The following is a 19,687-nucleotide window of genomic DNA, read 5'->3' on the forward strand; positions in this document are numbered from 1 at the left end:
CCGGGATGGCATCTCACGGCCGTCCCGGGACCGGGCATCCCGTGAAGTGCCATCCTGCGGCATTTAAGCGGACCGGGGACGGATGAGCGGCAAAAGCATCGGCATCAGGGATGTAGCGGCCGCTGCCGGCGTCTCGGCGACCACCGTTTCGCATGTCCTGAATGATGTAGCCTCCGCCCGGATCAGCCCCGAAACCCGGGAGCGGGTCAGGTCGGCGGCTGGACAGCTCGGCTATGGGCCCGACAGCGTGGCCCGGGCCCTGCGTACCAACCGGACAACATTGCTTGGGCTGGTGGTCGAGGACGTCGGGACCAGTCCCCACGCCGGGCAAATCATCCTGGGTGCCGACGACGCCGCACGGGCCCGCGGCTACAACCTCCTGATCCTCAACACCTCCGGAGCGGCGGGCCCCGAATCCCGGGAGTCCGACGTCGGGTCCCTCCTTGCGCGCCGCGTGGACGGCATCCTTTACGCCCCCGGGCGCCACCGCCAGCTCCAGCCGCCCGCCAACCTCACCAGCGTTCCCGCGGTGCTGCTGGGCACCGCCCGCAGCGGCGGCAGCATCGCTGCGGTCATCGCGAATGACGACGACGGCGTCCGTTCCGCCGCCGACTGTCTCGCCGCAGCCGGCCACACGCGGATAGGGTTCATCGGCAACACCAGTGAGCTGGAGCAGGGCGGCCATGCTGCAGCCGCCCGGATCCTGGCCGGTGAGGACCGGCCAACCGGACTTGTCTGCACGGACGCGGCGATGGCCATGCGGGTTTACTGTGCCGCCGCCGAACTGGGGCTCGCCATCCCGGCAGACCTGTCCGTCATTGCCCTCTCCGACCACGACGTCCTTGCCGAAAACCTGCACCCGGCGCTCACCACGGTGACAGTGTCCCGTTATGAGATGGCTGTCCGGGCCACGGATATCCTGATTGACGCCATCGAGGAAAAGACCGACCCCGCCGTATTTAAGCAGCATTCCGCTGTCTTCGCCTGGACGCTGACGGCCCGCGGATCGGTGGCCCCGCCGGGCCTGTCCGCTACGCCCAGAGGGAACTTTTGAGCGGCACCGTGCGTGATTTACTCGGAACGGTGTATAGCTAGTAGCTGATGCAGCACCCACACGTGCGAAGACCACTCGCCGTGCAGCACTACCAGGAGGGACGGGGCCAGCCCCCGATCAGATGAAAGCTAAGAGTTTCTTCAAGGGCCCGGGCATCTGGATCGTTGTTGTGATCGCCATGCTGCTTGTGGCCTTTGCAACACTGGCTCCCGGCGGTGCGGCACGGATCGACACCGACAAGGGCCTTGAGCTCCTCGCCGAGAACGGCCAGGTTGAGCAGGCAAAGATCTTCGACGGCGAGAACCGGGTTGACCTGGTCCTGAAGGACAGCCTGAATCTCGACGGGCAGGACAAGGGCAAGAGCGTCCAGTTCTTCTTCGTTGATGCCCGCGCCGCAGATGTCGTCAAGGCAGTCACGGACTCCAGGCCGGCCAACGGCTATACGGATCAGCCGATCGAAAGCAACTGGTTCTCCGGCCTGCTCTCGCTGCTGATTCCCGTGATCCTGCTCGGTGCGCTGTTCTGGTTCCTGATGACCCGGATGCAGGGCGGCGGCTCCAAGATCATGCAGTTCGGCAAGTCCAAGGCCAAGATGGTCAACAAGGACATGCCCCAGGTCACTTTCGTTGACGTTGCGGGTGCCGATGAGGCCGTTGAGGAACTCCAGGAGATCAAGGAGTTCCTGCAGGAGCCGGCGAAATTCCAGGCCGTGGGTGCCAAGATCCCCAAGGGTGTGCTGCTGTACGGCCCTCCCGGAACCGGTAAAACCCTCCTCGCCCGCGCCGTCGCCGGCGAGGCCGGCGTGCCGTTCTTCTCCATCTCCGGCTCCGACTTCGTCGAAATGTTCGTCGGTGTTGGCGCGTCCCGTGTCCGCGACCTCTTCGAGCAGGCCAAAGCCAACTCGCCCGCCATCATCTTTGTTGATGAGATTGACGCCGTAGGCCGCCACCGCGGCGCCGGCATCGGTGGCGGCAACGACGAACGTGAACAGACCCTCAACCAGCTGCTGGTTGAAATGGACGGCTTCGACGTCAAGACCAACGTCATCCTGATCGCTGCAACCAACCGCCCCGACGTCCTGGATCCGGCGCTGCTCCGCCCGGGCCGCTTTGACCGCCAGATCACGGTCGAGGCGCCGGACCTGATCGGCCGAGACCAGATCCTGCAGGTCCACGCCAAGGGCAAGCCGATGGCTCCCGGCGTCGACCTCAAGAGCGTGGCCAAGAAGACCCCCGGCTACACGGGCGCCGACCTCGCCAACGTCCTCAACGAAGCGGCACTGCTGACGGCCCGCTCCAACGCCAACCTTATTGACGACCGCGCCCTCGACGAGGCGATTGACCGCGTGATGGCCGGCCCGCAGAAGCGCAGCCGCGTTATGAAGGAACACGAGCGCAAGATCACCGCGTACCACGAAGGCGGCCACGCCCTGGTGGCGGCGGCCCTGCGGAACTCGGCCCCGGTCACCAAGATCACCATCCTTCCCCGCGGACGTGCACTGGGTTACACCATGGTGGTGCCGGACAACGACAAGTACTCCGTCACCCGCAACGAACTGCTGGACCAGATGGCCTACGCCATGGGCGGCCGCGTGGCGGAGGAAATCGTCTTCCACGATCCCTCCACCGGCGCTTCCAACGACATCGAGAAAGCCACGGCCACGGCCCGCAAGATGGTCACCGAGTACGGCATGAGTGAGCGCGTGGGCGCTGTGCGCCTCGGCCAGGGCGGCGGCGAGCCCTTCCTGGGACGCGACGCAGGGCACGAGCGCAACTACTCGGACCAGATCGCGTACGTGGTCGATGAGGAAGTCCGCCGCCTGATCGATCAGGCACATGACGAGGCCTACGCCATCCTTACCGACAACCGCGATGTCCTGGACTTCCTGGCACTGGAACTCCTGGAACGGGAAACCCTCAACCAGGCCGAGATCGCCGATATCTTCCGCGACATCCGCAAGCGCGATTTCCGCGAAGTGTGGCTGTCCAAGGAGACCCGCCCGGTGCAGCAGGCAGGCCCCGTGGAATCCCGCCAGGAAAAGGCAGAGCGCGAAGCCCAGGAGGAAGCCAAGCAGGCCCGCCTGGACGAGCCGCTCGACGCCCAGCCCCCGCACCCGCAGGGTGTGCCGGAGGATGCTCCGTTCCAGGGCGGCATCCCCGACTCGGGGCCAGACGCCCTGCGCGGCTAAGCTTTCTTCTGTGAACCACTTCGACGACGACGACACTCATGCCTCCGCCGGACATCCGGCGGAGGACGGATCCCACCACAAAAAGCACGAGAAAGTGGACCGGCCTCGGATCGAAGCCGCCGTCCGTGAAATCCTGCTGGCGATTGGTGAGGACCCGGACCGCGGCGGGCTCCAGGACACCCCCAAGCGCGTGGCCAAGGCCTATGCCGAGGTCTTCGCCGGGCTGCACCACGACCCCGCCGACGTCCTGTCCACCACCTTTGACCTGGACCACGAAGAACTGGTCCTGGTGAAGGACATCCCGTTCTACTCCACGTGCGAGCACCACCTGGTGCCGTTCCACGGGGTGGCCCACGTGGGCTACATCCCCTCGCACGACGGCAAAGTGACCGGCCTCAGCAAGCTGGCACGGCTCGTGGACATCTACGCCCGGCGCCCGCAGGTCCAGGAGCGCCTCACCACCCAGATCGTTGAAGCAATGGTCAGCCACCTCAAGCCGCGTGGCGCGATTGTTGTGATCGAATGCGAACACATGTGCATGTCCATGCGCGGTGTCCGCAAGCCCGGAGCGAAGACCGTCACCAGCGCGGTACGCGGGCAGCTCCATGACCCGGCCACCCGCGCCGAAGCCATGAGCCTCATCCTCGGAAGGTAACTACTCAGACCATGGATTCACTAGCTGCAGCCCCGGGAACCGGGCCCGCAACATCTCCGCTGCCCATCCTGCGCAAACCGCGCCGGGCCGCGACGTTCGCAGAACTGCCCACTGACCGCACCCTGATCATGGGCATCCTGAACGTCACCCCGGACTCGTTCAGTGACGGCGGCAAGCACGCGACGGCGGACACTGCCATCGCGGCCGGCCTGCGGATGTTCTACGCGGGGGCGGACATCATTGACGTCGGCGGCGAATCCACCCGCCCCGGCGCCGAGGACGTCAGCCCGGAGGAAGAACAGCGCCGGGTGGTGCCCGTTATCGAGGCCCTGGTCAAGGCCGGCGCCCTGGTTTCCATCGACACCACGCACACCTCCACAGCGGCGGCCGCACTGAAGGCCGGCGCCGCCATCATCAACGACGTTTCGGGGCTGACCATGGAACCCGAAATGGCGGAACTGGTGGCCTCGTCCAAGGTGCCCTATGTTCTGACGCACCGCCGTGGCGATGCCCGCACCATGAATTCCCTGGCCGAGTACCAGGATGTGGCAGGCGAAGTGGTGGCGGAGCTGGCCGGCGTGCGGGACAAGCTGTACGCCGCCGGTGTGAGCGCCGAGCAGATCATCGTCGACCCGGGGCTGGGCTTCGCCAAGAACGACGCCCAGAACTGGGAGCTCCTGCAGCACCTGGACCAGCTGGACAGCCTGGGGCACAAGGTTCTGGTGGCTGCATCCCGCAAACGCTTCCTGGGTACGCTGCTGACCGTGGCCGGCAAGTCCGCCGCCCCGGAGGAACGTGACGCCGCCACCGCGGCCATTACCGCCATCAGCGCCTTCCGCGGTGCCTGGGCTGTCCGCGTGCACGACGTCGGACCAAGCCTTGACGCTGTTAAGGTAGCTTCACGCGTGGCGGCTGCCCGCACCACACACTAGGGCCGGGGGACCCATGGACAGGATTACGCTGAGCGGCGTCACCGCCGTCGGCCATCACGGCGTGTTCGACTTTGAGCGCCGTGAGGGCCAGCCATTCGTGGTGGATGCCGTCCTGCACCTGGACTTCACCAAGGCTGCCGAGTCCGACGACGTCCGGGACACCGCGCACTACGGTGAAGTGGCCGAACGGATCAAGGACTGGATCACGGGCGAGCCCCTGAACCTGATCGAAGCCCTTGCTGTCCGGATCGCAGACGACCTGCTGGCCAGGTTCAACATCGGGGCCGTGGACGTCACGGTCCACAAGCCCCAGGCGCCCATCGAGGTGCCCTTTGGCGATGTTGCGGTCAGTGTGCACCGTGCCCGGCAGCATAGTGTCCCTCCAGACCACGCTCCGCATTACGGAACCCGGCCATGACGGGCTACACCAAAGCGGTCCTGGCCCTCGGGAGTAACCTGGGCGAACGCAACGACACCCTCTCCGGCGCCGTCGCGGACCTCGTCGACCCTCCTGAGGTGCGGCTGCTGGCTGTGTCCCCGGTAGTGCAGACCAAGCCGGTTGGCGGACCGCCCGGCCAGCCCGATTTCCTGAATATGGTCATGACCGTGGAGACCCTCCTGTCCCCGGAAGCGCTGCTGGAACACTGCCACGCGGTGGAGAACAAGCACCTCCGGGTCCGTGACGTGCGCTGGGGTCCGCGAACGCTCGACGTCGACATCATCACCTACGGCGATGTCACCAGCGACGACCCCGACCTGACTTTGCCGCATCCGCGCGCCGCCGAACGCGCCTTTGTCCTCTACCCCTGGTCCCTGATCGAGCCGGCCGCGACGCTGGGGGGCCAACGGGTCAGCGAGCTGGCCGCCCGCGCCGCCGACTTCCCGGACCTGGTCCCGTTTGACGGCTTCGGCGACTACGACGGCGCCCCTACCGCCGGGGCGGTTGAGTAGCCGTGAAACCCATCAACCCCCTCCGCCTCCTGTTCATCGGGCTGGTCCTGACCGTGGCCGGCTGGTCAGCCACGGTGGTGACCACCCGCTACAGCATGGCAACTCCGGTTCTGCCGGCCACAGCATTGGCCACCATGGCCGTGATCGTAGCCATCACCCTGATTCTGGGCATCAGGGTCCTCCGGTGGCGCAACAGCACCAAACGCAAGAAAGCGCTTGACCCGATCCTTGCCGCGAGAACACTGGTGCTCGCGCAGGCCTGCGCCTACGCCGGCACCGTTCTGCTCGGCTGGCACGCGGGGATTTTCCTGGACCAGCTGCGCATCTGGAACCTGCGCAGCGACCAAGGCATCACCTGGGTGGCAGTAGCCGTAGCCGGCGGCGGGCTGGTGATGATCGTTGTGGGCCTGCTGGTGGAGAGGTTCTGCAGGATCCCGCCCGAAGACACTGAAGCGTCCGGCGACGGGACACCCGGCCGCAAGGTGCGCGGGGAAGCTGCAGGGGAAGGCGAATATGCATACCGGGGCGATTGATCCGGCGGGTGTGACGTGGCAGCGGGTGTCGCCGAAGTACGTCACCGTCCGGCTGGTGGAGTGGGCCATCGGAAACGTCATTGCCGTGCTTGTCCTGAGCCTGCCCCTTGTCTTCGTGCTCCTGGGCTGGTGGCGATGGCCGCCGCTGTGGCTGGCCATCCTGGTGCCGGCGGCAACCTTTGTGCTGGCCATCTGGCGGCTGCTGCTGATCCCGCGGCAGGTGCGCGCCATCGGCTATGCCGAACGGGACGACGATTTGCTGATCCGCGGCGGCATTTTCTTCCAGCGGGTCATGGCAGTGCCTTACGGCCGGATGCAGTATGTGGATATCGGCGTAGGGCCGGTGGAGCGCGGCCTTGGCCTCTGCACACTCAAACTCCACACCGCCGCCCCCGGCACCAAGGCAATCATCCCCGGCCTGCCCGCCGAAGAGGGGGCGCGCCTGCGTGAACAGCTCGCCGCCCGGGGCGAAGCCAGGCTGGCAGGGCTGTGACCGCTGGGGTTCCGGAGCGCGGTGCGCCGGACGTTCCCGCTGCACCGGACGTTCCTGCCGCCGCACCGGGCGCGCCTGCACCCGGGCCCGCGTTAGCGCCCGACGGCGAGTGGCTGCGGGTGCACCCGGCCTCGCCTTTTGTGCGTGGCTGGGTTGCCCTGGCAGCCATCGGTTATTTCTTTGGCCGGGATATCTTCGAACGGCTGCTGCAGGGCAGGCCGCTCGTCGAGGAGGACTTCGCCGGCCGCGCGCCCTGGCTGGTCGCCGGTGGCGGAATCATGCTGGTGCTGGCCGTGCTGGGGTTCATCCTGACCTGGTATTTCACCAAGTACCAGGTCTCCGAAGGGTACGTCCGGGTCAACTCCGGCTTCCTCTTCCGCCAGCAGCGGCAGGCCCGGCTGGACCGCGTCCAGGCCATCGACATCGTCCAGCCCCTGCTGGCCAGGATCTTCGGCCTCGCAGAACTCAAGTTCGAGGTGGCAGACGCCGGCGAATCGGCGGTGAAGCTTGCCTACCTGCGGATGGACGACGCGCGGCAGCTTCGGGCCACCATCCTGGCGCGGGCCGCCGGCATTGTCCCGGACCCGGCCCGGCCGCAGGAAGCCCCGCCCGAGGCGCCCGAACATCCGGTGCTGTCCGTCCCGCCGTCCCGCCTGGTTGGTTCGCTGCTGCTGAGCGAGCAGAGTTTCTTCGTTGTGGTGGGCGGCATCGCCTCAGTGATCCTGTCGGCAGTGACGGATAACCAGGGCTTCTACTTCTACCTGATCCCCGCCGCGCTTGGCCTGGCCGCTGCTTACTGGGGTTCCTTTAACAAGGGCTACAACTTCACTGCGGCCATTTCCCCGGACGGGATCCGGCTCCGGTACGGCCTGCTGGACACGCAGGCACAGACCCTCCCGCCCGGCAGGATCCAGGCGCTGTCAGTGACCCAGTCCCCGCTCTGGCGGATCTTTGGCTGGTACCGAATCCAGGTCAACGTTGCCGGCTACGGTGCCGTGGGCAGCAACGGCGAGGCCTCGCCGCGGACCACGCTCCTGCCCGTGGGTAAGCTGCCGGACGTGATGAGCATGATCGCCCTGGTCCTGCCGGACCCCGGAACACCGGAGCCCGGCCGCATTTTCGCGGCGGGGCTCAGCGGACTGGATTCCGACGGCGGATTTGTCACCACGCCGCGCCGTGGCCGGTTCCTGGCTCCGCTTGGCTGGCGCCGCAACGGGTTCGCCGTCACCGGCACGGCTCTGTTGATCCGTTCGGGCCGGTGGTGGCGGCAACTGGTCATGGTCCCGCACCAGCGCACCCAGTCCCTGGCCGTGCACCAGGGGCCCATTGCACGCCGGTTCGGGGTGGCGGACCTCGTCCTCCACACTACGGCGGGGCCGGTTTCACCGCGCCTGACCCAGGCCGGTGTTGACCAGGCGAGGGCTCTCTTTGATGAACAGGCAGCACGGGCACGGCTGGCCCGTAAACGGCAGACCAGCGAACAATGGCTGGCGCAAGTGGCCCCGGTGGCTGATCCGGCCCCGGAGGCTCCTCCGGCCGAACCCCCGGTGGTTGAGCCGGTCGAAACCAGTCCCCAACAGGAAGGCCCCCGCCGTGGTTAAGCCCGGACGTCTCGGCGTCGGAATCATCGGTGCCGGCAAAGTCGGCGCGGTGCTTGGCGCCGCCCTCCGCGGGGCAGAACATGCCGTCGTCGGGGTGTCCGCTGTGTCGGAGGCCAGCCGCGAACGCGCGGAAGCGTTGCTGCCCGGAGTTCCCGTCCTTGAGATCCAGGAGATTGTGGAGCGTGCCGAACTGGTGCTCCTGGCCGTTCCCGACGACGCGCTGGCCGGCCTGGTGGACGGGCTGGCGAAACTTGGCGCCTGGCAGCCCGGACAGCTGGTGGCCCACACCTCCGGCCGGTTTGGCGTGGGCGTCCTGCACCCGGTGCGAAGCGCCGGCGCCATTCCGCTGGCACTGCACCCGGCCATGACGTTCACAGGCATGAGCCTCGACCTCACCCGACTGCTTGACTGCACCTTCGGGGTAACAGCCGATGCCGCCATGCTGCCCATTGCGCAGGCCCTGGTTGTGGAGATGGGGGCGGAACCGGTAGCAATCGCTGAGGGTGACCGGACGCTTTACCACACGGCCCTTGCCCATGGTTCCAACCACCTTGTCACGCTGGTGGCCCAGGCTTCGCAGCTGCTCCGCGATGTGGGTGTGGACGAACCGGGCCGGATGCTTGGCCCCCTGCTGCGGGCCACGCTGGAGAACGCCCTCGCCTCCGGGGAATCGGCGTTGACCGGCCCCGTGGCCAGGGGCGACGCGGGAACCGTGGCGGCCCATGCCGAGGCGTTGCGGGAGTACGACGCCGGGACGCACGGCGATGTGCTCGAGGCGTACCTCGCCATGGCCCGGGCCACGGCACGGCGGGCCGAAAGCCGCGGGCTGCTGAAAGAGGATCAAGTGGACGCCATGCGTGCGGCCCTGGAAGAAGGAGACTGACATGGTGGCGCAACTGGTGCGGACGGCGGCGGAACTGCGGGCAGCGAGTGCCTTGCTTCTGGCCGAACGAGGTGGCAGGTCCCAGGGCCTGGTGCCTACCATGGGCGCACTCCACGAGGGGCACGCCCGGTTGGCGCGTACCGCCGTCGAACAAAACGACGTGGTGGTGGCAACCATCTTTGTGAATCCGCTGCAGTTTGGTGACGCGGTGGATCTGGACCGCTATCCTCGTACGCTCGAGGCCGATGTGTCCCTGCTCGAAGAGCAAGGTGTTGACCTGGTGTTCGCACCCTCGGTGGAGGAGGTTTACCCCGGCGGCGAGCCGCTGGTGCGCGTGACGGCCGGGTCCCTGGGGGAGAAGTGGGAAGGGGCCTCGCGCCCCGGGCATTTCGACGGCGCCCTCACCGTGGTTGCCAAGCTGCTGCACTACGGCATCCCGGGTGCGGGACTTCCGCCGGCCGGGGCCTTCGTCTCGGGTGCCGGTGCCGGCCTGCCCGCCTACCGTGCGTACTTCGGCCAGAAGGACGCCCAGCAGCTGGCGCTGGTCAGGCGGATGGTGGCGGACCTGAACTTCCCGGTTGAGATAGTTGCCGTACCCACGGTGCGCTCCGACGACGGGCTGGCCCTGTCCAGCCGTAACCGGTTCCTCTCCGACGAGGAGCGGGACGCGGCCCTGGTACTGTCACGCGCACTGCGGCTCATCGAAGAGCGGGCCAACGCCCACCAGCCCCTGGACCTGGACTCCGCCCGTGCCTTGATTGAGTCCCAGCCTCTGGTTGCGCTGGACTACTTCGACGTCGTGGACCCGGACACCCTTGAGCCGCTCGCCGAAAACTGCCGGAAGGTCCCGTTCCGCGGTGAGGGGCTGGCGCTCGTCGCGGCCAAAGTCGGGCCGGTCCGGCTGATTGACAATGCGCCGCTGAGTTCCTGATGCCTGCCCTGCGGTCCCGCCCCTGAGGCCCGTACGGGCCTGGATATCTGTTGGATTACCTGCGGATCGGCTAGGCTGGACGTAGTGCCCCGGACCCTGGCATCGCCTCATCTTTGGCGACCCCCCGGAGGAGCAAACCCCATGATCCGCACCGTAGACGACGGTCTGTCTTACCTCGTCAAAGTCACTGACGCGTCCCTGGTGGATGACTATCTGAATTCAGCCGTGGATCTGGCCCGCCAGTATGCGGCCACCACTGCCCTCTGCGGCATCCTGGTGACCCGCCACGCGCACGATACCTACACCGTGGCAGTCAGCGAGGCCGTGCCGTTCGGTGAAACGCGTGAACGGCTGGATTTCTAGGGACCACTCATGCCTGACGCTGATGGCATGCTGCAACTCGTGCAGCGCCATGTATTGACTGCAGGAACCCCGCTCCAAGGGCAGGCGTATGACATCATCGCCTCCATCTTTGATGATCCGTGCCCGGAATTGGACGAGGTTAAACATCGGCTGCAGAGGTGCCTGGCTGCCTACCCGCACGCCCCGGAGAGGGCGCTGCTGGCCCACCTGACGGAAACCTCCCGGATCGCTAACGCCGAGGGTGGCGGCCTGCCGGTTGAAGGCCTGCCGGTGGCCTGAGCCGGTTGGCAGCAAATGTATTCTTGAAGGGACGACTCCGCCGTTCCGGTTCAGCCTGCAGCCGGACCCTACACAGCGGGACGAATCAGGGATCAGAGGCAGACCATGGACATTGCCCCCGGCGTGGTCGAGGGTGAAGACGACCTCTGTGCTCCCTATCTCTCGAACCTGCCCGTCACCGGTGTGGCTGTATCCCTGTTCGGCGGAACCGCCGCTGAGACGCTGGTAGCCGCCAGCGACGATCTGGCGGCGCGCCTGGACGAGTTGCAGTTCAACCTGGGGGAGGGCCCGCGGTGGCGGGCACTGAAGACCCGGCTGCCCGTCCTGCTTGGCGACGCGCAGGCCACCGTAGACGGCGAGTGGCCGGTGTTCCACAAAGCCCTCGAGGGAACGGCGGCAGCGGCGTTGTTTGTCTTCCCTTTGACAGTCGGGGCGGTGGACCTCGGCGTCGTGGAGCTGTATCACACCGCGCCGGGCCCCCTGAGCCGTTCCGACCAGTCAACTGCCGCAGTGCTGGCGGGGCAGACCGCCTGGTATCTCCTGCGCAAGATCCTCAACGTCAATTCGGCTGAGACCGATCCTTCCCTGGAGCCCGGTTTGATGTCGCGCCGGGAGATCCATCAGGCCACCGGCATGGTTCTGGCCCAGTCCGGCGCCTCAGCGGCCGAATCCCTGCTCATGCTGCGCGCCTACGCCTTTGCCAACGACCTGAGCTTGAAGGCGACAGCGGCCGCTGTGCTTGATGGCCGGCTTAGCTTCGGCCCGCAGGATGACCGGCCCGGCGGGCATGCACTGCAGTAAAATGGCGCCATGGTAACGAATACGCGCGCGGAGCGCGTCAGTGTGGCTTTCGTGAAGCTCACGGACACACTGGTGGCGGACTATGACGTCCTGGACCTCCTCCACACCCTGGTGGAGGAGTCTGTGGGGCTCCTCGACGTCGCGGCCGCGGGACTGCTGCTCGCTGATCCCAGCGGAGAATTGCAGGTGGTGGCGTCCACGAGCGAGGAGAGCCGGCTCGTGGAGGTCCTGCAACTGCAGGCAGGGGCCGGCCCGTGCGTGGAGTGCTACTTGACCGGGAAAGCCGTGGAAGTGGCCGACATCAATAGCCTGACCGCCTGGCAGGGCTTCCGGGAAGCAGCACTTTCCCAAGGCTTCCGTTCGGTCCATGCCGTGCCCATGAGGGTCCAGGGACGCACCATCGGCGCGATGGGCCTGTTTGGCGCCAGTGCGCGCCCCTTGACGAAAGAGGATGCTGCAATCGGCCAGGCGCTGGCCGACGTCGCCACCATCAGCCTTATGCAGGAACGCACCCTCAGGGAGGCTGCGCTGGTCAATGAGCAGCTCCAGCGGGCGCTCAATACCCGGGTGCTGATTGAGCAGGCCAAGGGCGTCATTGCCCATACGGCGGGTGTGGATATGGACGAGGCATTCAACCGGCTGCGCAGCCACGCGCGAGCCAACAGCCAGAGCCTGCAGGTAACCGCCGGAAAGATTGTGGACCGCAGCCTGACGTTGTGAACCGCACGCAGTGAGAGAACATTTTGCGGGTAGGGCGGAGGCGGGCCGCCTTACAGTGTTGATCCACCTTGGCGGTCCCGGTTAAGCATCAGCTGCTGGAGGAGTGCGCGTTCCGGCCGGCCGGGGTTCTGGGCGACGCAGCGGCGCAGCCGGGCCCTGGCCAGCTCTTCGTTGGGGTCCGTCCCGTTGAGAACTTCGTCAATGATTTCCTGCGCCTGCCACCGAAGGGACTCGCGGGCAAACTGTCTCACCTCAGCCGAGGCTGCGGTGGTTTCAATCCACGGGTCCGGGTCGTTGCACGGGATAAACTCGAACGTTCGCTCTGCTGACATTGGGGCCTCCTTGCACCAGGCCGACGGGCCCTGGAAGGGAACCCGTCGGAGTCAAAGCACTTGCGTCTGGGAAAAACACTACATGCAGGAAGACCGGTCTGTCTGCACTTGGGAGTAAAGTAGTACCACGATGATTTCCGATGGAGAAGCCACACTGCCGCTTGCGGAGAACGATGCAGCGGTGGCTGTTCGTCCTGCCGATTCCCGGGAGCGGATCCTCGCCGTGGCCTACGAACTGTTTTCCCGGCGCGGAGTGCGGGATGTCGGGGTCAACGAACTCATTGAACGCTCCGGCGTGGCCAAGGCAACTTTCTACCGGCACTTCCCGTCCAAGGATGCGCTGGTTCTCGCGTTCCTGGAACTTCGGGACCAACTTTGGACTGTGGACGCAATCGTTGGGCAGGCCAAACGTCGGGCCACCAAGCCGACGGAACAGCTGCTGGCAATTTTCGACGTCTTTGGCGAATGGTTCCTTCGGGACGACTTCGAAGCCTGCTCGTTCATCAACATCCTGCTTGAGATGGGTCCGGCGCATCCGCTGGGCCAGGCCAGCATCGATTACCTGTCCAGGATCCGGGGGCACGTGCAGGCCCTGGCGGAGCAGGCCGGCCTGGACCGGCCCGAGGATTTTGCCCGCTCATGGCACATCCTGATGAAGGGCTCCATCGTTTCCGCCTCTGAAGGGGATACTCAGGCGGCGAGGCGGGCCCAGGAGATGGCCGGCTGGCTGATCGAGCACCACAGCAGCTGATAGTCAGCTTGCTTATCACTTTGGGCTTTCCTAGGCTGGATGCTGTCAGGCACACAACTCTCGAAGCGGTCACCCGTGCGCTGGAATGCGCCGATCCGCCTCGCTGAAGGAGGAAAAATGTCAGAACACAGCATCGCTGGCAAAAAAGTCGCTTTCCTGCTGACGGACGGCGTGGAGCAGGTCGAACTCACCAGCCCGTGGCAGGCAGTCAAGGACGCCGGCGGCGAACCCGTTTTGGTCGCTCCCGGCAGCGGACGGCTACAGGGTTACAACGGGACGGACAAAGGCGACACGTTCAACGTCGACCTGACGCTGGCCGAGGCCAATGCGTCCGACTTTGACGCTCTGGTCCTCCCCGGCGGCGTGGTGAACGCCGATCACCTCCGTGTGGATAAGGCCGCCCAGGCCTTTACCCGCAGCTTCTTTGAGCAGCATAAACCGGTGGCTTCCATCTGCCATGGACCATGGCTGCTGATCGACGCCGGCGTGATCCGCGGCCGGAACGTGACCTCGTACCACACGCTCCAGACCGACCTGAAGAACGCCGGCGCCAACTGGAGTGATGAGGAAGTCGTGGTTGACCAAGGCCTGGTGACGAGCCGTCACCCGGGCGATCTTGAGGCCTTCAACGGCAAACTCGTGGAGGAAATCTCCGAAGGCCGGCACGCAGGCCAGACCGTCTAAGGAATCTGCCCGGTTCCCCCGCCGTTAATACAGGTGAGCGGGGGAACCACCCGTTTTGATGAAACACGAACAGGGACCGGGTATGACCAGGCAGGTTGAATCGTTTGAGGACGACTCCGGCGGAGTGGTGTACTATCACCGGCACCAGAACGGCGGGGGCTATGTGGGCCGCGGCGCGGTTGTAGCTGACTCAGCCCGTCTGGGGCTGATGACCTACGTTGAACCGCACGCGCGGATCGGAGCCGGCGTCCTCGTTGGCCACGGGAGCTGGATCGACCGCCAGGCGCAGGTGGGGGAGCGGACCATCATCGGCGACGCCGTGCGCGTGGGCCATGGAACGATCATCGGTAACCGCGTGCATATCGGCAGCCATTCACGGATCGGAGCCGGTGCCGTCATCGGCCACGGCGCCCGGCTGGCCGCTGACAGCAGGGTGCCCGACGGCGGCCGCATTGCCGCCCAGCCGCGGCGCCGGACAGGCGCGGGCACGGAAGTCCGGCAGAGGTCCCGGAAACCGAAAAAGAACCTGGCCGCCTAAGGCGGCCAGGTTCCCTCGGGTGCGCCGGTTGCGGCGGCGCGCCGGTCATCGGCCGGGTCAGAGCAGGCTGGCGCCGATGTCCTGGCCGATCCGCCGCAGCAGCGCCGCCGACAGTACAGGATCCTTGGATGAATCCAGATCGGTGTACCCGGCCGGGGTGTAAACGTTCGTGAGCGCCAGGCCGGACCCACCAGCTCCCTGCCCGCCTCGCTGAGGACCGCGCGCCGTCCTATGCGGTGGAAGAGCGGCACGCCCAGTTCCTTTTCCAGGCTGGCGATGGTCTGCGACAGCGAAGGCTGGGCGATCAGCAGATGCTCGGCTGCCCGGTTGAACCCGTCATGGTCAACAACGGCCAGGAAATACTTCAGTTTCCGGGTGTCCACGCAGATCAGCCTACGCGCGCAGGAAGAAAAATCCCGTGCGCAGGAATGACTGCTGCCGGTAAAGTGTTGGAATCTGCAGCGACGACGCTCGCGCGCCCACTTCATTCTTACTCCCTGAGGGAACACCCATGTCTACAGAAGTCTCTTCGAACGCCTCCGGCCCGCCGGGCCAATCCGGCCAGGCGGCGACGTCGAGGCCCTCCGCGCCGGAGAAAATGTCCCGCGAGTCGGTGACGATCATTGCCACCCTGCTGGTGGCGACTTTTGTGGTGATCCTCAACGAGACCATCATGAACGTTGCCCTGCAGCGGCTGATGGTGGACCTGGGCGTCGACGCGCCCACAGTACAGTGGCTCTCGACGGGCTTTATGCTCACCATGGCCGTGGTCATTCCCACGACCGGCTTCATCCTGCAGAGCCTCTCCACCCGGGCTGTCTTTATGCTGGCCATGGGCCTGTTCGCCGGCGGCACCGCACTGGCTGCCGTGGCACCAGGTTTCGAGATCCTGCTCCTGGCCCGCATCGTCCAGGCCGGCGGAACGGCCATCATGCTCCCGCTGCTGATGACCACCATCCTCACCCTGGTGCCGCTGGCCAAGCGCGGCGCCGTCATGGGCAACGTCAGCATCGCCATCTCCGTGGCGCCGGCCATGGGGCCCACCGTCTCCGGAATGATCCTGGAGCACTTCACCTGGCGCTTTATGTTTGTCTTTGTCCTGCCGGTGGCACTGGTGGCCCTTGCCATCGGTGCCAGGTATCTGACCAACATCGGCGAGACGGAGAAGACGAAGCTCGACATCCTCTCGGTACTTCTGACAGTTCCTGCCTTCGGCGGCCTGGTGTACGGCCTGAGCCAGATCGGCGGCGGACACGGCGGCCAGAGCGGTCCGGGCACCGTGGCCATCGCCGCGCTGGTCATCGGCGTGGCCAGCCTGGCGGTCTTTGTACTCCGCCAGGTCCGGCTGCAAAAGGCGGAGGCCCCGCTGCTGGATCTCCGTGCCTTCAACTTCCGCATGTTCACCGTCTCGGTGCTGCTGATGGTGGTGGCCATGATGGCGCTGTTCGGCGGCGTGATCCTGCTGCCGCTGTACCTGCAGGAAATCCGCGGACTTGGTTCACTGGAGACCGGCCTGGTCTTGCTGCCCGGCGGCTTGGCGATGGGCCTGCTGGGCCCGTTCATCGGCCGGCTGTTTGACAGGATCGGCCCGCTGCCGCTCACCGTCACCGGGTCCATCCTGATGGTGCTGAGCCTATGGCAGTTCTCCATGCTCGACGCCGGTACTCCCGTGTGGTGGATCGTTACCCTGCACGTGGGGCTGAGTTTCGGGCTGGCGCTGCTGTTCACCCCGGCATTTACCACCGGCCTGAACCCGTTGCCGCCGCACCTGTACTCCCACGGCTCGGCCATCATGAGCACCACCCAGCAGGTCGCCGGTGCCGCCGGCACCGCGCTACTGGTGTCCATCTTCGCTGTCGTGTCCGCCTCGTCCGGTCCGGTGGCGGGGATGAGTGCCGCCTTCCTGACGGCAACTGTCATAGCGCTCGCCGCCGTCGTACTCTCTGCCATGATGCGCAAAACAGAAGGTGCGGCCCCGGGCCACGGGCCAGCCCACTAACCCAACTGAGTAGCAGTAAGTGTCGTTTTGAGCGCTCAAAACGACACTTACTGCTACTTACTTGGGGTTGAGTCCCTCATCCAGCGGGCCACGGAACCTTCCCAGAGCTGTGGCCAAGTGTTCCACTCCTGGGTGTGCCGCCCGGAGGGAAACTTGACCAGGCTGACGAGGTCCGGGAACCGGGCCGCGTAATCCTCGCTGGTGCGGATTGGCGTGCTGGTATCGCCTACGCCGTGAAGGATGATTACTGGCACCGGCGGCGCCATGCCGGTGAAATCCAAGGTCCTGAGGTCCAGCGGTTGGGCCAGCCCGGCAAAGCGGTGCAGCGGCCCGCCGAGGATCCGCAACGCTCCGGTGGCCAGCGCGGCCGGAAGGAGCCACGCTGCTGTGTGCGAGAAGAGCGTCCGGCGCCAGTCCAGGACCGGGGCAGTCAGAACCAGGCCAACGATCAGGTCCCGGTAGGCCGAGGTGTGGGCTGCGGCCAAGGCCATCGTTGCGCCCATCGACCAGCCTGCGATGATGATCCGGCCTGCACCATGCGACGCTGCGTACTTGAGGGCTGTTTCCACATCGGCCAGCTCGGTGAGGCCGAGGTGGTGCTTTCCGTCCCCGGTCGGGGGAGCGTCCGGGTCGCCGCGGAATGAGATGAGCAGCTGCGTGAATCCCAGCCGGTGGAAGAACGGAGCGGTACGAAGGCCGGTGGCCCGCCGTCCGCCAAGCCCGTGGACGTGAATTACCCAAGAGCCCCGGCCGGTACCGGGGATGAGCCACGCCGGAGCCGGCCCCGGCAGGGGCACGTCATCGAAGGGCAGGCCCGCCGCTCCAGGGTCCGGGTAGACGTAGCCGGACCAGTACCCCGCAGTGCCCGGCCTGAGCTCGCCGCTGTAGATTTTCAGGACGCGCCGGGTGACTGTGCCGACCTTTTTGTCGCTGGATATCACCTGGCCGATCCGGGCGTGCCCGGTGCGGTTGCCCCAATAGAGGCTGTAGGCGCCGGGAGCCATTGTGTCCCGGTCGGCCTTAAGGGTCACGGTGCCGTTGGCGCTCCCCACAATGCGGATCCGTTCGGGACGCCGTTCCACCGGGGTCACCAGCGTTCTCGCAATGTGCACGCTTATCCAGCCGGCTAAGGAAGCTGCCGCCACTGCCGCTGCTCCACACGCGGGGCCCAACCAGCGCGGGGTCACTTAGAGCCCAGTAAACGGACCGGAAAGGGCATCATCTGACTCCGCGTTGCTGGTTGCCCTGCCGGGGTCAGCCGGCGAAGAAGTCGCTGAGCTCGGTGATGAGCTTGTCCGGGGCGCGGAGGGCGCCGTCGTGGCCGAAGCCAGGCAGGATGGTGTAGCTGGAACCGGACAGGACGTCGTGGATCTGGCCGCAGGCAACCCCGAAGTACGCGGGGCTCTTTTCACCCACCACAATCAGTGTCTCCAGCGGCAGCTCCAGGAACGGCTCGGCCGGCATGTCCGCGGCAATGATCGCCTTGACTTCCCGGACACCGGTGCGCATCATTTCCCGCATCTGCTTGCCAAGGTGCGTCCCGGCCGTGAGCTTGTTCGCGATGGTCAGCATGGACAGCGGCATCCGGGAAAAGGCGCCGCCGGTTTCCAGTCCCTTGGTAAGGACGGCGAGGGCGCGGTCATCATCTCCGGTGGCCGTGGCGCGCTCGTATTCCGTTGTCCAGTCCGCCTTGACGCTGTGGTTCACGGACACTGCAGGGTCATACACGGCCAGCCGCTCCACGGGAAGCGTTCGGGCCGCATGCAAGGCCACTGCGCCGCCGAAGCTGTGGCCAAAGACATCGGTGCTGGACGTGTGTTTCATCACGGCGTCAAGGTCGCGGATGTCCACGTCCAGGGTGTAATCCTCGGGCTGCGGCGAGGACGAGCCACGGCCGCGCCGGTTGAAAGTGTGGACGGGGCGGCCCAGGGCGGCGCTGAGTTTCTGGGCGAACCTGGTGTAGTCGGCCGCGGTCACCATGGACGTGGGCACCACAACTACGCCAGAGCCGGCAGAGGCCAGTTCCGCACCGGTGGTGAAGAGCTCCAGGGTGCCGCCGTCGGGGGTCTTGATGTTCTCGCGCGTCATGATTCGAGCCTAGCCGAGCCGGCTGAAGAATGTCTTAGCCCTTGAAGTACTCCGCGATGTCTGTGACCAGTTCCTTCACCGCGGCCGGGATGGAGCCGTGGAATCCCTTTGGCGAGAGTTCGAACGTGCTGCCGGGGACGGCGGCATGCAGCCGCTGCGCCGTGACCTTGTAGAACCGCGGACTTTTACCGCCGGCCATGAAGTGGGTGTTGGCGGGCAGCACAGCGAAGTCGCGTGCACGGTCCACCTCGTCGTAGGCGGCCCGGAGCTCACCCACGCCCGTGGGCATCAGCTCCCGCGCCATTCTGTTGACCTTGGTACGGGAGACCAGTGCCATCAGCCCGGCGAGGACCGGTTCGGGGGTCTTCGAGAGCGCAGTGGAGGGCTGCATGCCCTTCTTCAGAAGAGCCATGGCATGCGCCACCTTGCCTGCATTGACCGCAGCTTCGAAGTCGCCCAGCCACGAGGTATCAATGCTGCCTTCGATGTTCACGGCTGCGTCATACACCGCCAGTTTGTCCGGCTCGTGCGGCGTTCCAGCAAACTCCTGGACGGCGTTGAGGGCCACCGAACCGCCCAGGCTGTGGCCGAGGAGGTTCCGGGCGCCGGTGGCCTCCATGATGGTGCGGACATCGGCGATTTCGGTTGCCATGGAGTAGCCGGCCGGCTGTTCAGTGGACTTTCCCCGGCCGCGCCGGTCGTAGACATCCACGGCCCATCCCTCGCCCAGGCCGTCGGCCAGCGCCATCGAAAACGGCCGGTAGATCAGCGCCGTGAGGAAAGCTCCGCCGATAACCACTACACGGCGTTTCCCCGGTGCATCCTCGGTGCCGTAGCTGTACAACGCCAGCCTGCCGCCGTCGTGCGTGGGGACTTCCTGCTCTTTCACGGTTCCCATCCTAGGCGGATGG

General features: G+C 66.2%; 24 protein-coding genes and 1 pseudogene. 19 read left to right on the forward strand and 6 right to left on the reverse strand.

The window, feature by feature from the left end; translation table 11 throughout:
- Positions 1 to 82: 82 nt before the first annotated feature.
- The 15 genes from IDT60_RS01060 (at position 83) to IDT60_RS01130 (ending at position 12,384) form a co-directional block, all read left to right on the forward strand.
- A complete protein-coding gene (locus IDT60_RS01060; RefSeq protein WP_191080556.1) occupies positions 83 to 1,054 on the forward strand; it encodes a LacI family DNA-binding transcriptional regulator in 972 nt (323 codons plus the stop codon).
- Between the two features lie 121 nt (positions 1,055 to 1,175).
- Positions 1,176 to 3,242 carry an ATP-dependent zinc metalloprotease FtsH gene (ftsH, locus tag IDT60_RS01065; protein WP_191080557.1) on the forward strand — a complete coding sequence of 689 codons (2,067 nt, stop codon included), beginning with the start codon at positions 1,176 to 1,178 and terminating at the stop codon, positions 3,240 to 3,242.
- Positions 3,243 to 3,252: 10 nt separating this feature from the next.
- On the forward strand, positions 3,253 to 3,897 hold the full coding sequence (gene folE / locus IDT60_RS01070; protein WP_164203082.1) for a GTP cyclohydrolase I FolE: 645 nt from the start codon (positions 3,253 to 3,255) through the stop codon (positions 3,895 to 3,897).
- An 11-nt stretch (positions 3,898 to 3,908) separates the two neighbouring features.
- Positions 3,909 to 4,829, forward strand: coding sequence for a dihydropteroate synthase (folP, locus tag IDT60_RS01075; RefSeq protein WP_191080558.1), 921 nt, complete (start codon positions 3,909 to 3,911; stop codon positions 4,827 to 4,829).
- Between the two features lie 13 nt (positions 4,830 to 4,842).
- The gene (gene folB / locus IDT60_RS01080) at positions 4,843 to 5,247 is read left to right on the forward strand and encodes a dihydroneopterin aldolase (RefSeq protein ID WP_191080559.1); all 405 of its coding nucleotides are present in this window, start codon (positions 4,843 to 4,845) and stop codon (positions 5,245 to 5,247) included.
- Entirely contained in the window at positions 5,244 to 5,780 is a 537-nt protein-coding gene (gene folK / locus IDT60_RS01085; RefSeq protein WP_191080560.1) for a 2-amino-4-hydroxy-6-hydroxymethyldihydropteridine diphosphokinase, read from the forward strand. Before folB ends, folK begins: the two co-directional genes overlap by 4 nt.
- A 2-nt stretch (positions 5,781 to 5,782) precedes the next feature.
- Positions 5,783 to 6,313 (forward strand): DUF3180 domain-containing protein, encoded by a 531-nt coding sequence (locus tag IDT60_RS01090; RefSeq protein WP_191080561.1) that lies wholly within the window; start codon positions 5,783 to 5,785, stop codon positions 6,311 to 6,313.
- Positions 6,294 to 6,806, forward strand: coding sequence for a PH domain-containing protein (locus IDT60_RS01095; protein WP_164203072.1), 513 nt, complete (start codon positions 6,294 to 6,296; stop codon positions 6,804 to 6,806). The genes IDT60_RS01090 and IDT60_RS01095 overlap by 20 nt, the downstream gene beginning before the upstream one ends.
- Positions 6,803 to 8,407 carry a PH domain-containing protein gene (locus tag IDT60_RS01100; RefSeq protein WP_191080562.1) on the forward strand — a complete coding sequence of 535 codons (1,605 nt, stop codon included), beginning with the start codon at positions 6,803 to 6,805 and terminating at the stop codon, positions 8,405 to 8,407. Before IDT60_RS01095 ends, IDT60_RS01100 begins: the two co-directional genes overlap by 4 nt.
- Positions 8,400 to 9,290, forward strand: coding sequence for a Rossmann-like and DUF2520 domain-containing protein (locus IDT60_RS01105; protein ID WP_164203061.1), 891 nt, complete (start codon positions 8,400 to 8,402; stop codon positions 9,288 to 9,290). The genes IDT60_RS01100 and IDT60_RS01105 overlap by 8 nt, the downstream gene beginning before the upstream one ends.
- Position 9,291: 1 nt before the next feature.
- Positions 9,292 to 10,221: a pantoate--beta-alanine ligase gene (locus IDT60_RS01110; protein ID WP_191080563.1), complete on the forward strand. Its 930-nt coding sequence runs from the start codon at positions 9,292 to 9,294 to the stop codon at positions 10,219 to 10,221.
- Positions 10,222 to 10,362: 141 nt separating this feature from the next.
- Entirely contained in the window at positions 10,363 to 10,584 is a 222-nt protein-coding gene (locus tag IDT60_RS01115) for a hypothetical protein (RefSeq protein WP_164203057.1), read from the forward strand.
- A 9-nt stretch (positions 10,585 to 10,593) separates the two neighbouring features.
- Positions 10,594 to 10,863, forward strand: coding sequence for a hypothetical protein (locus IDT60_RS01120; RefSeq protein WP_191080564.1), 270 nt, complete (start codon positions 10,594 to 10,596; stop codon positions 10,861 to 10,863).
- A 105-nt stretch (positions 10,864 to 10,968) separates the two neighbouring features.
- On the forward strand, positions 10,969 to 11,664 hold the full coding sequence (locus IDT60_RS01125) for a GAF and ANTAR domain-containing protein (RefSeq protein WP_191080565.1): 696 nt from the start codon (positions 10,969 to 10,971) through the stop codon (positions 11,662 to 11,664).
- Positions 11,665 to 11,673: 9 nt separating this feature from the next.
- Positions 11,674 to 12,384, forward strand: coding sequence for a GAF and ANTAR domain-containing protein (locus tag IDT60_RS01130; protein ID WP_164203050.1), 711 nt, complete (start codon positions 11,674 to 11,676; stop codon positions 12,382 to 12,384).
- Between the two features lie 50 nt (positions 12,385 to 12,434).
- Here IDT60_RS01130 and IDT60_RS01135 read toward each other — a convergent pair whose 3' ends face one another.
- A complete protein-coding gene (locus IDT60_RS01135; protein WP_191080566.1) occupies positions 12,435 to 12,716 on the reverse strand; it encodes a hypothetical protein in 282 nt (93 codons plus the stop codon).
- Between the two features lie 130 nt (positions 12,717 to 12,846).
- On the opposite strand from IDT60_RS01135, the gene IDT60_RS01140 reads away from it, so the two are divergent.
- The 3 genes from IDT60_RS01140 to IDT60_RS01150 all read left to right on the forward strand — a co-directional run bounded on the left by IDT60_RS01140 (position 12,847) and on the right by IDT60_RS01150 (position 14,689).
- Positions 12,847 to 13,467 carry a TetR/AcrR family transcriptional regulator gene (locus tag IDT60_RS01140; protein ID WP_164203046.1) on the forward strand — a complete coding sequence of 207 codons (621 nt, stop codon included), beginning with the start codon at positions 12,847 to 12,849 and terminating at the stop codon, positions 13,465 to 13,467.
- A gap of 117 nt (positions 13,468 to 13,584) precedes the next feature.
- Complete coding sequence (locus IDT60_RS01145) at positions 13,585 to 14,151, forward strand: type 1 glutamine amidotransferase domain-containing protein (RefSeq protein WP_164203044.1); 567 nt, start codon at positions 13,585 to 13,587, stop codon at positions 14,149 to 14,151.
- An 82-nt stretch (positions 14,152 to 14,233) separates the two neighbouring features.
- The gene (locus tag IDT60_RS01150; protein ID WP_191080567.1) at positions 14,234 to 14,689 is read left to right on the forward strand and encodes a transferase; all 456 of its coding nucleotides are present in this window, start codon (positions 14,234 to 14,236) and stop codon (positions 14,687 to 14,689) included.
- Positions 14,690 to 14,868: 179 nt separating this feature from the next.
- Here IDT60_RS01150 and IDT60_RS01155 read toward each other — a convergent pair.
- Positions 14,869 to 15,072 (reverse strand): annotated as a pseudogene (locus IDT60_RS01155) (LysR family transcriptional regulator); the annotation flags it as partial.
- Between the two features lie 10 nt (positions 15,073 to 15,082).
- A complete protein-coding gene (locus tag IDT60_RS01160; RefSeq protein ID WP_191082046.1) occupies positions 15,083 to 15,313 on the reverse strand; it encodes a hypothetical protein in 231 nt (76 codons plus the stop codon).
- On the opposite strand from IDT60_RS01160, the gene IDT60_RS01165 reads away from it, so the two are divergent.
- Positions 15,201 to 16,688, forward strand: a complete 1,488-nt coding sequence (locus IDT60_RS01165; RefSeq protein ID WP_191080568.1) for an MDR family MFS transporter — start codon at positions 15,201 to 15,203, stop codon at positions 16,686 to 16,688. The genes IDT60_RS01160 and IDT60_RS01165 overlap by 113 nt on opposite strands.
- A gap of 53 nt (positions 16,689 to 16,741) precedes the next feature.
- Here the strand turns inward: IDT60_RS01165 and IDT60_RS01170 are convergent, their stop codons facing one another.
- From IDT60_RS01170 to IDT60_RS01180, 3 genes are all read right to left on the reverse strand, one after another.
- Positions 16,742 to 17,800 carry a S9 family peptidase gene (locus IDT60_RS01170; protein ID WP_191080569.1) on the reverse strand — a complete coding sequence of 353 codons (1,059 nt, stop codon included), beginning with the start codon at positions 17,798 to 17,800 and terminating at the stop codon, positions 16,742 to 16,744.
- A gap of 142 nt (positions 17,801 to 17,942) precedes the next feature.
- Positions 17,943 to 18,776: an alpha/beta fold hydrolase gene (locus IDT60_RS01175; protein WP_191080570.1), complete on the reverse strand. Its 834-nt coding sequence runs from the start codon at positions 18,774 to 18,776 to the stop codon at positions 17,943 to 17,945.
- 34 nt (positions 18,777 to 18,810) lie between these two features.
- The gene (locus IDT60_RS01180) at positions 18,811 to 19,674 is read right to left on the reverse strand and encodes an alpha/beta hydrolase (RefSeq protein WP_370590710.1); all 864 of its coding nucleotides are present in this window, start codon (positions 19,672 to 19,674) and stop codon (positions 18,811 to 18,813) included.
- Between the last annotated feature and the right edge of the window lie 13 nt (positions 19,675 to 19,687).

The sequence above is a fragment of the Pseudarthrobacter sp. BIM B-2242 genome (assembly GCF_014764445.1).
Lineage (GTDB): Bacteria > Actinomycetota > Actinomycetes > Actinomycetales > Micrococcaceae > Arthrobacter > Arthrobacter luteus_A.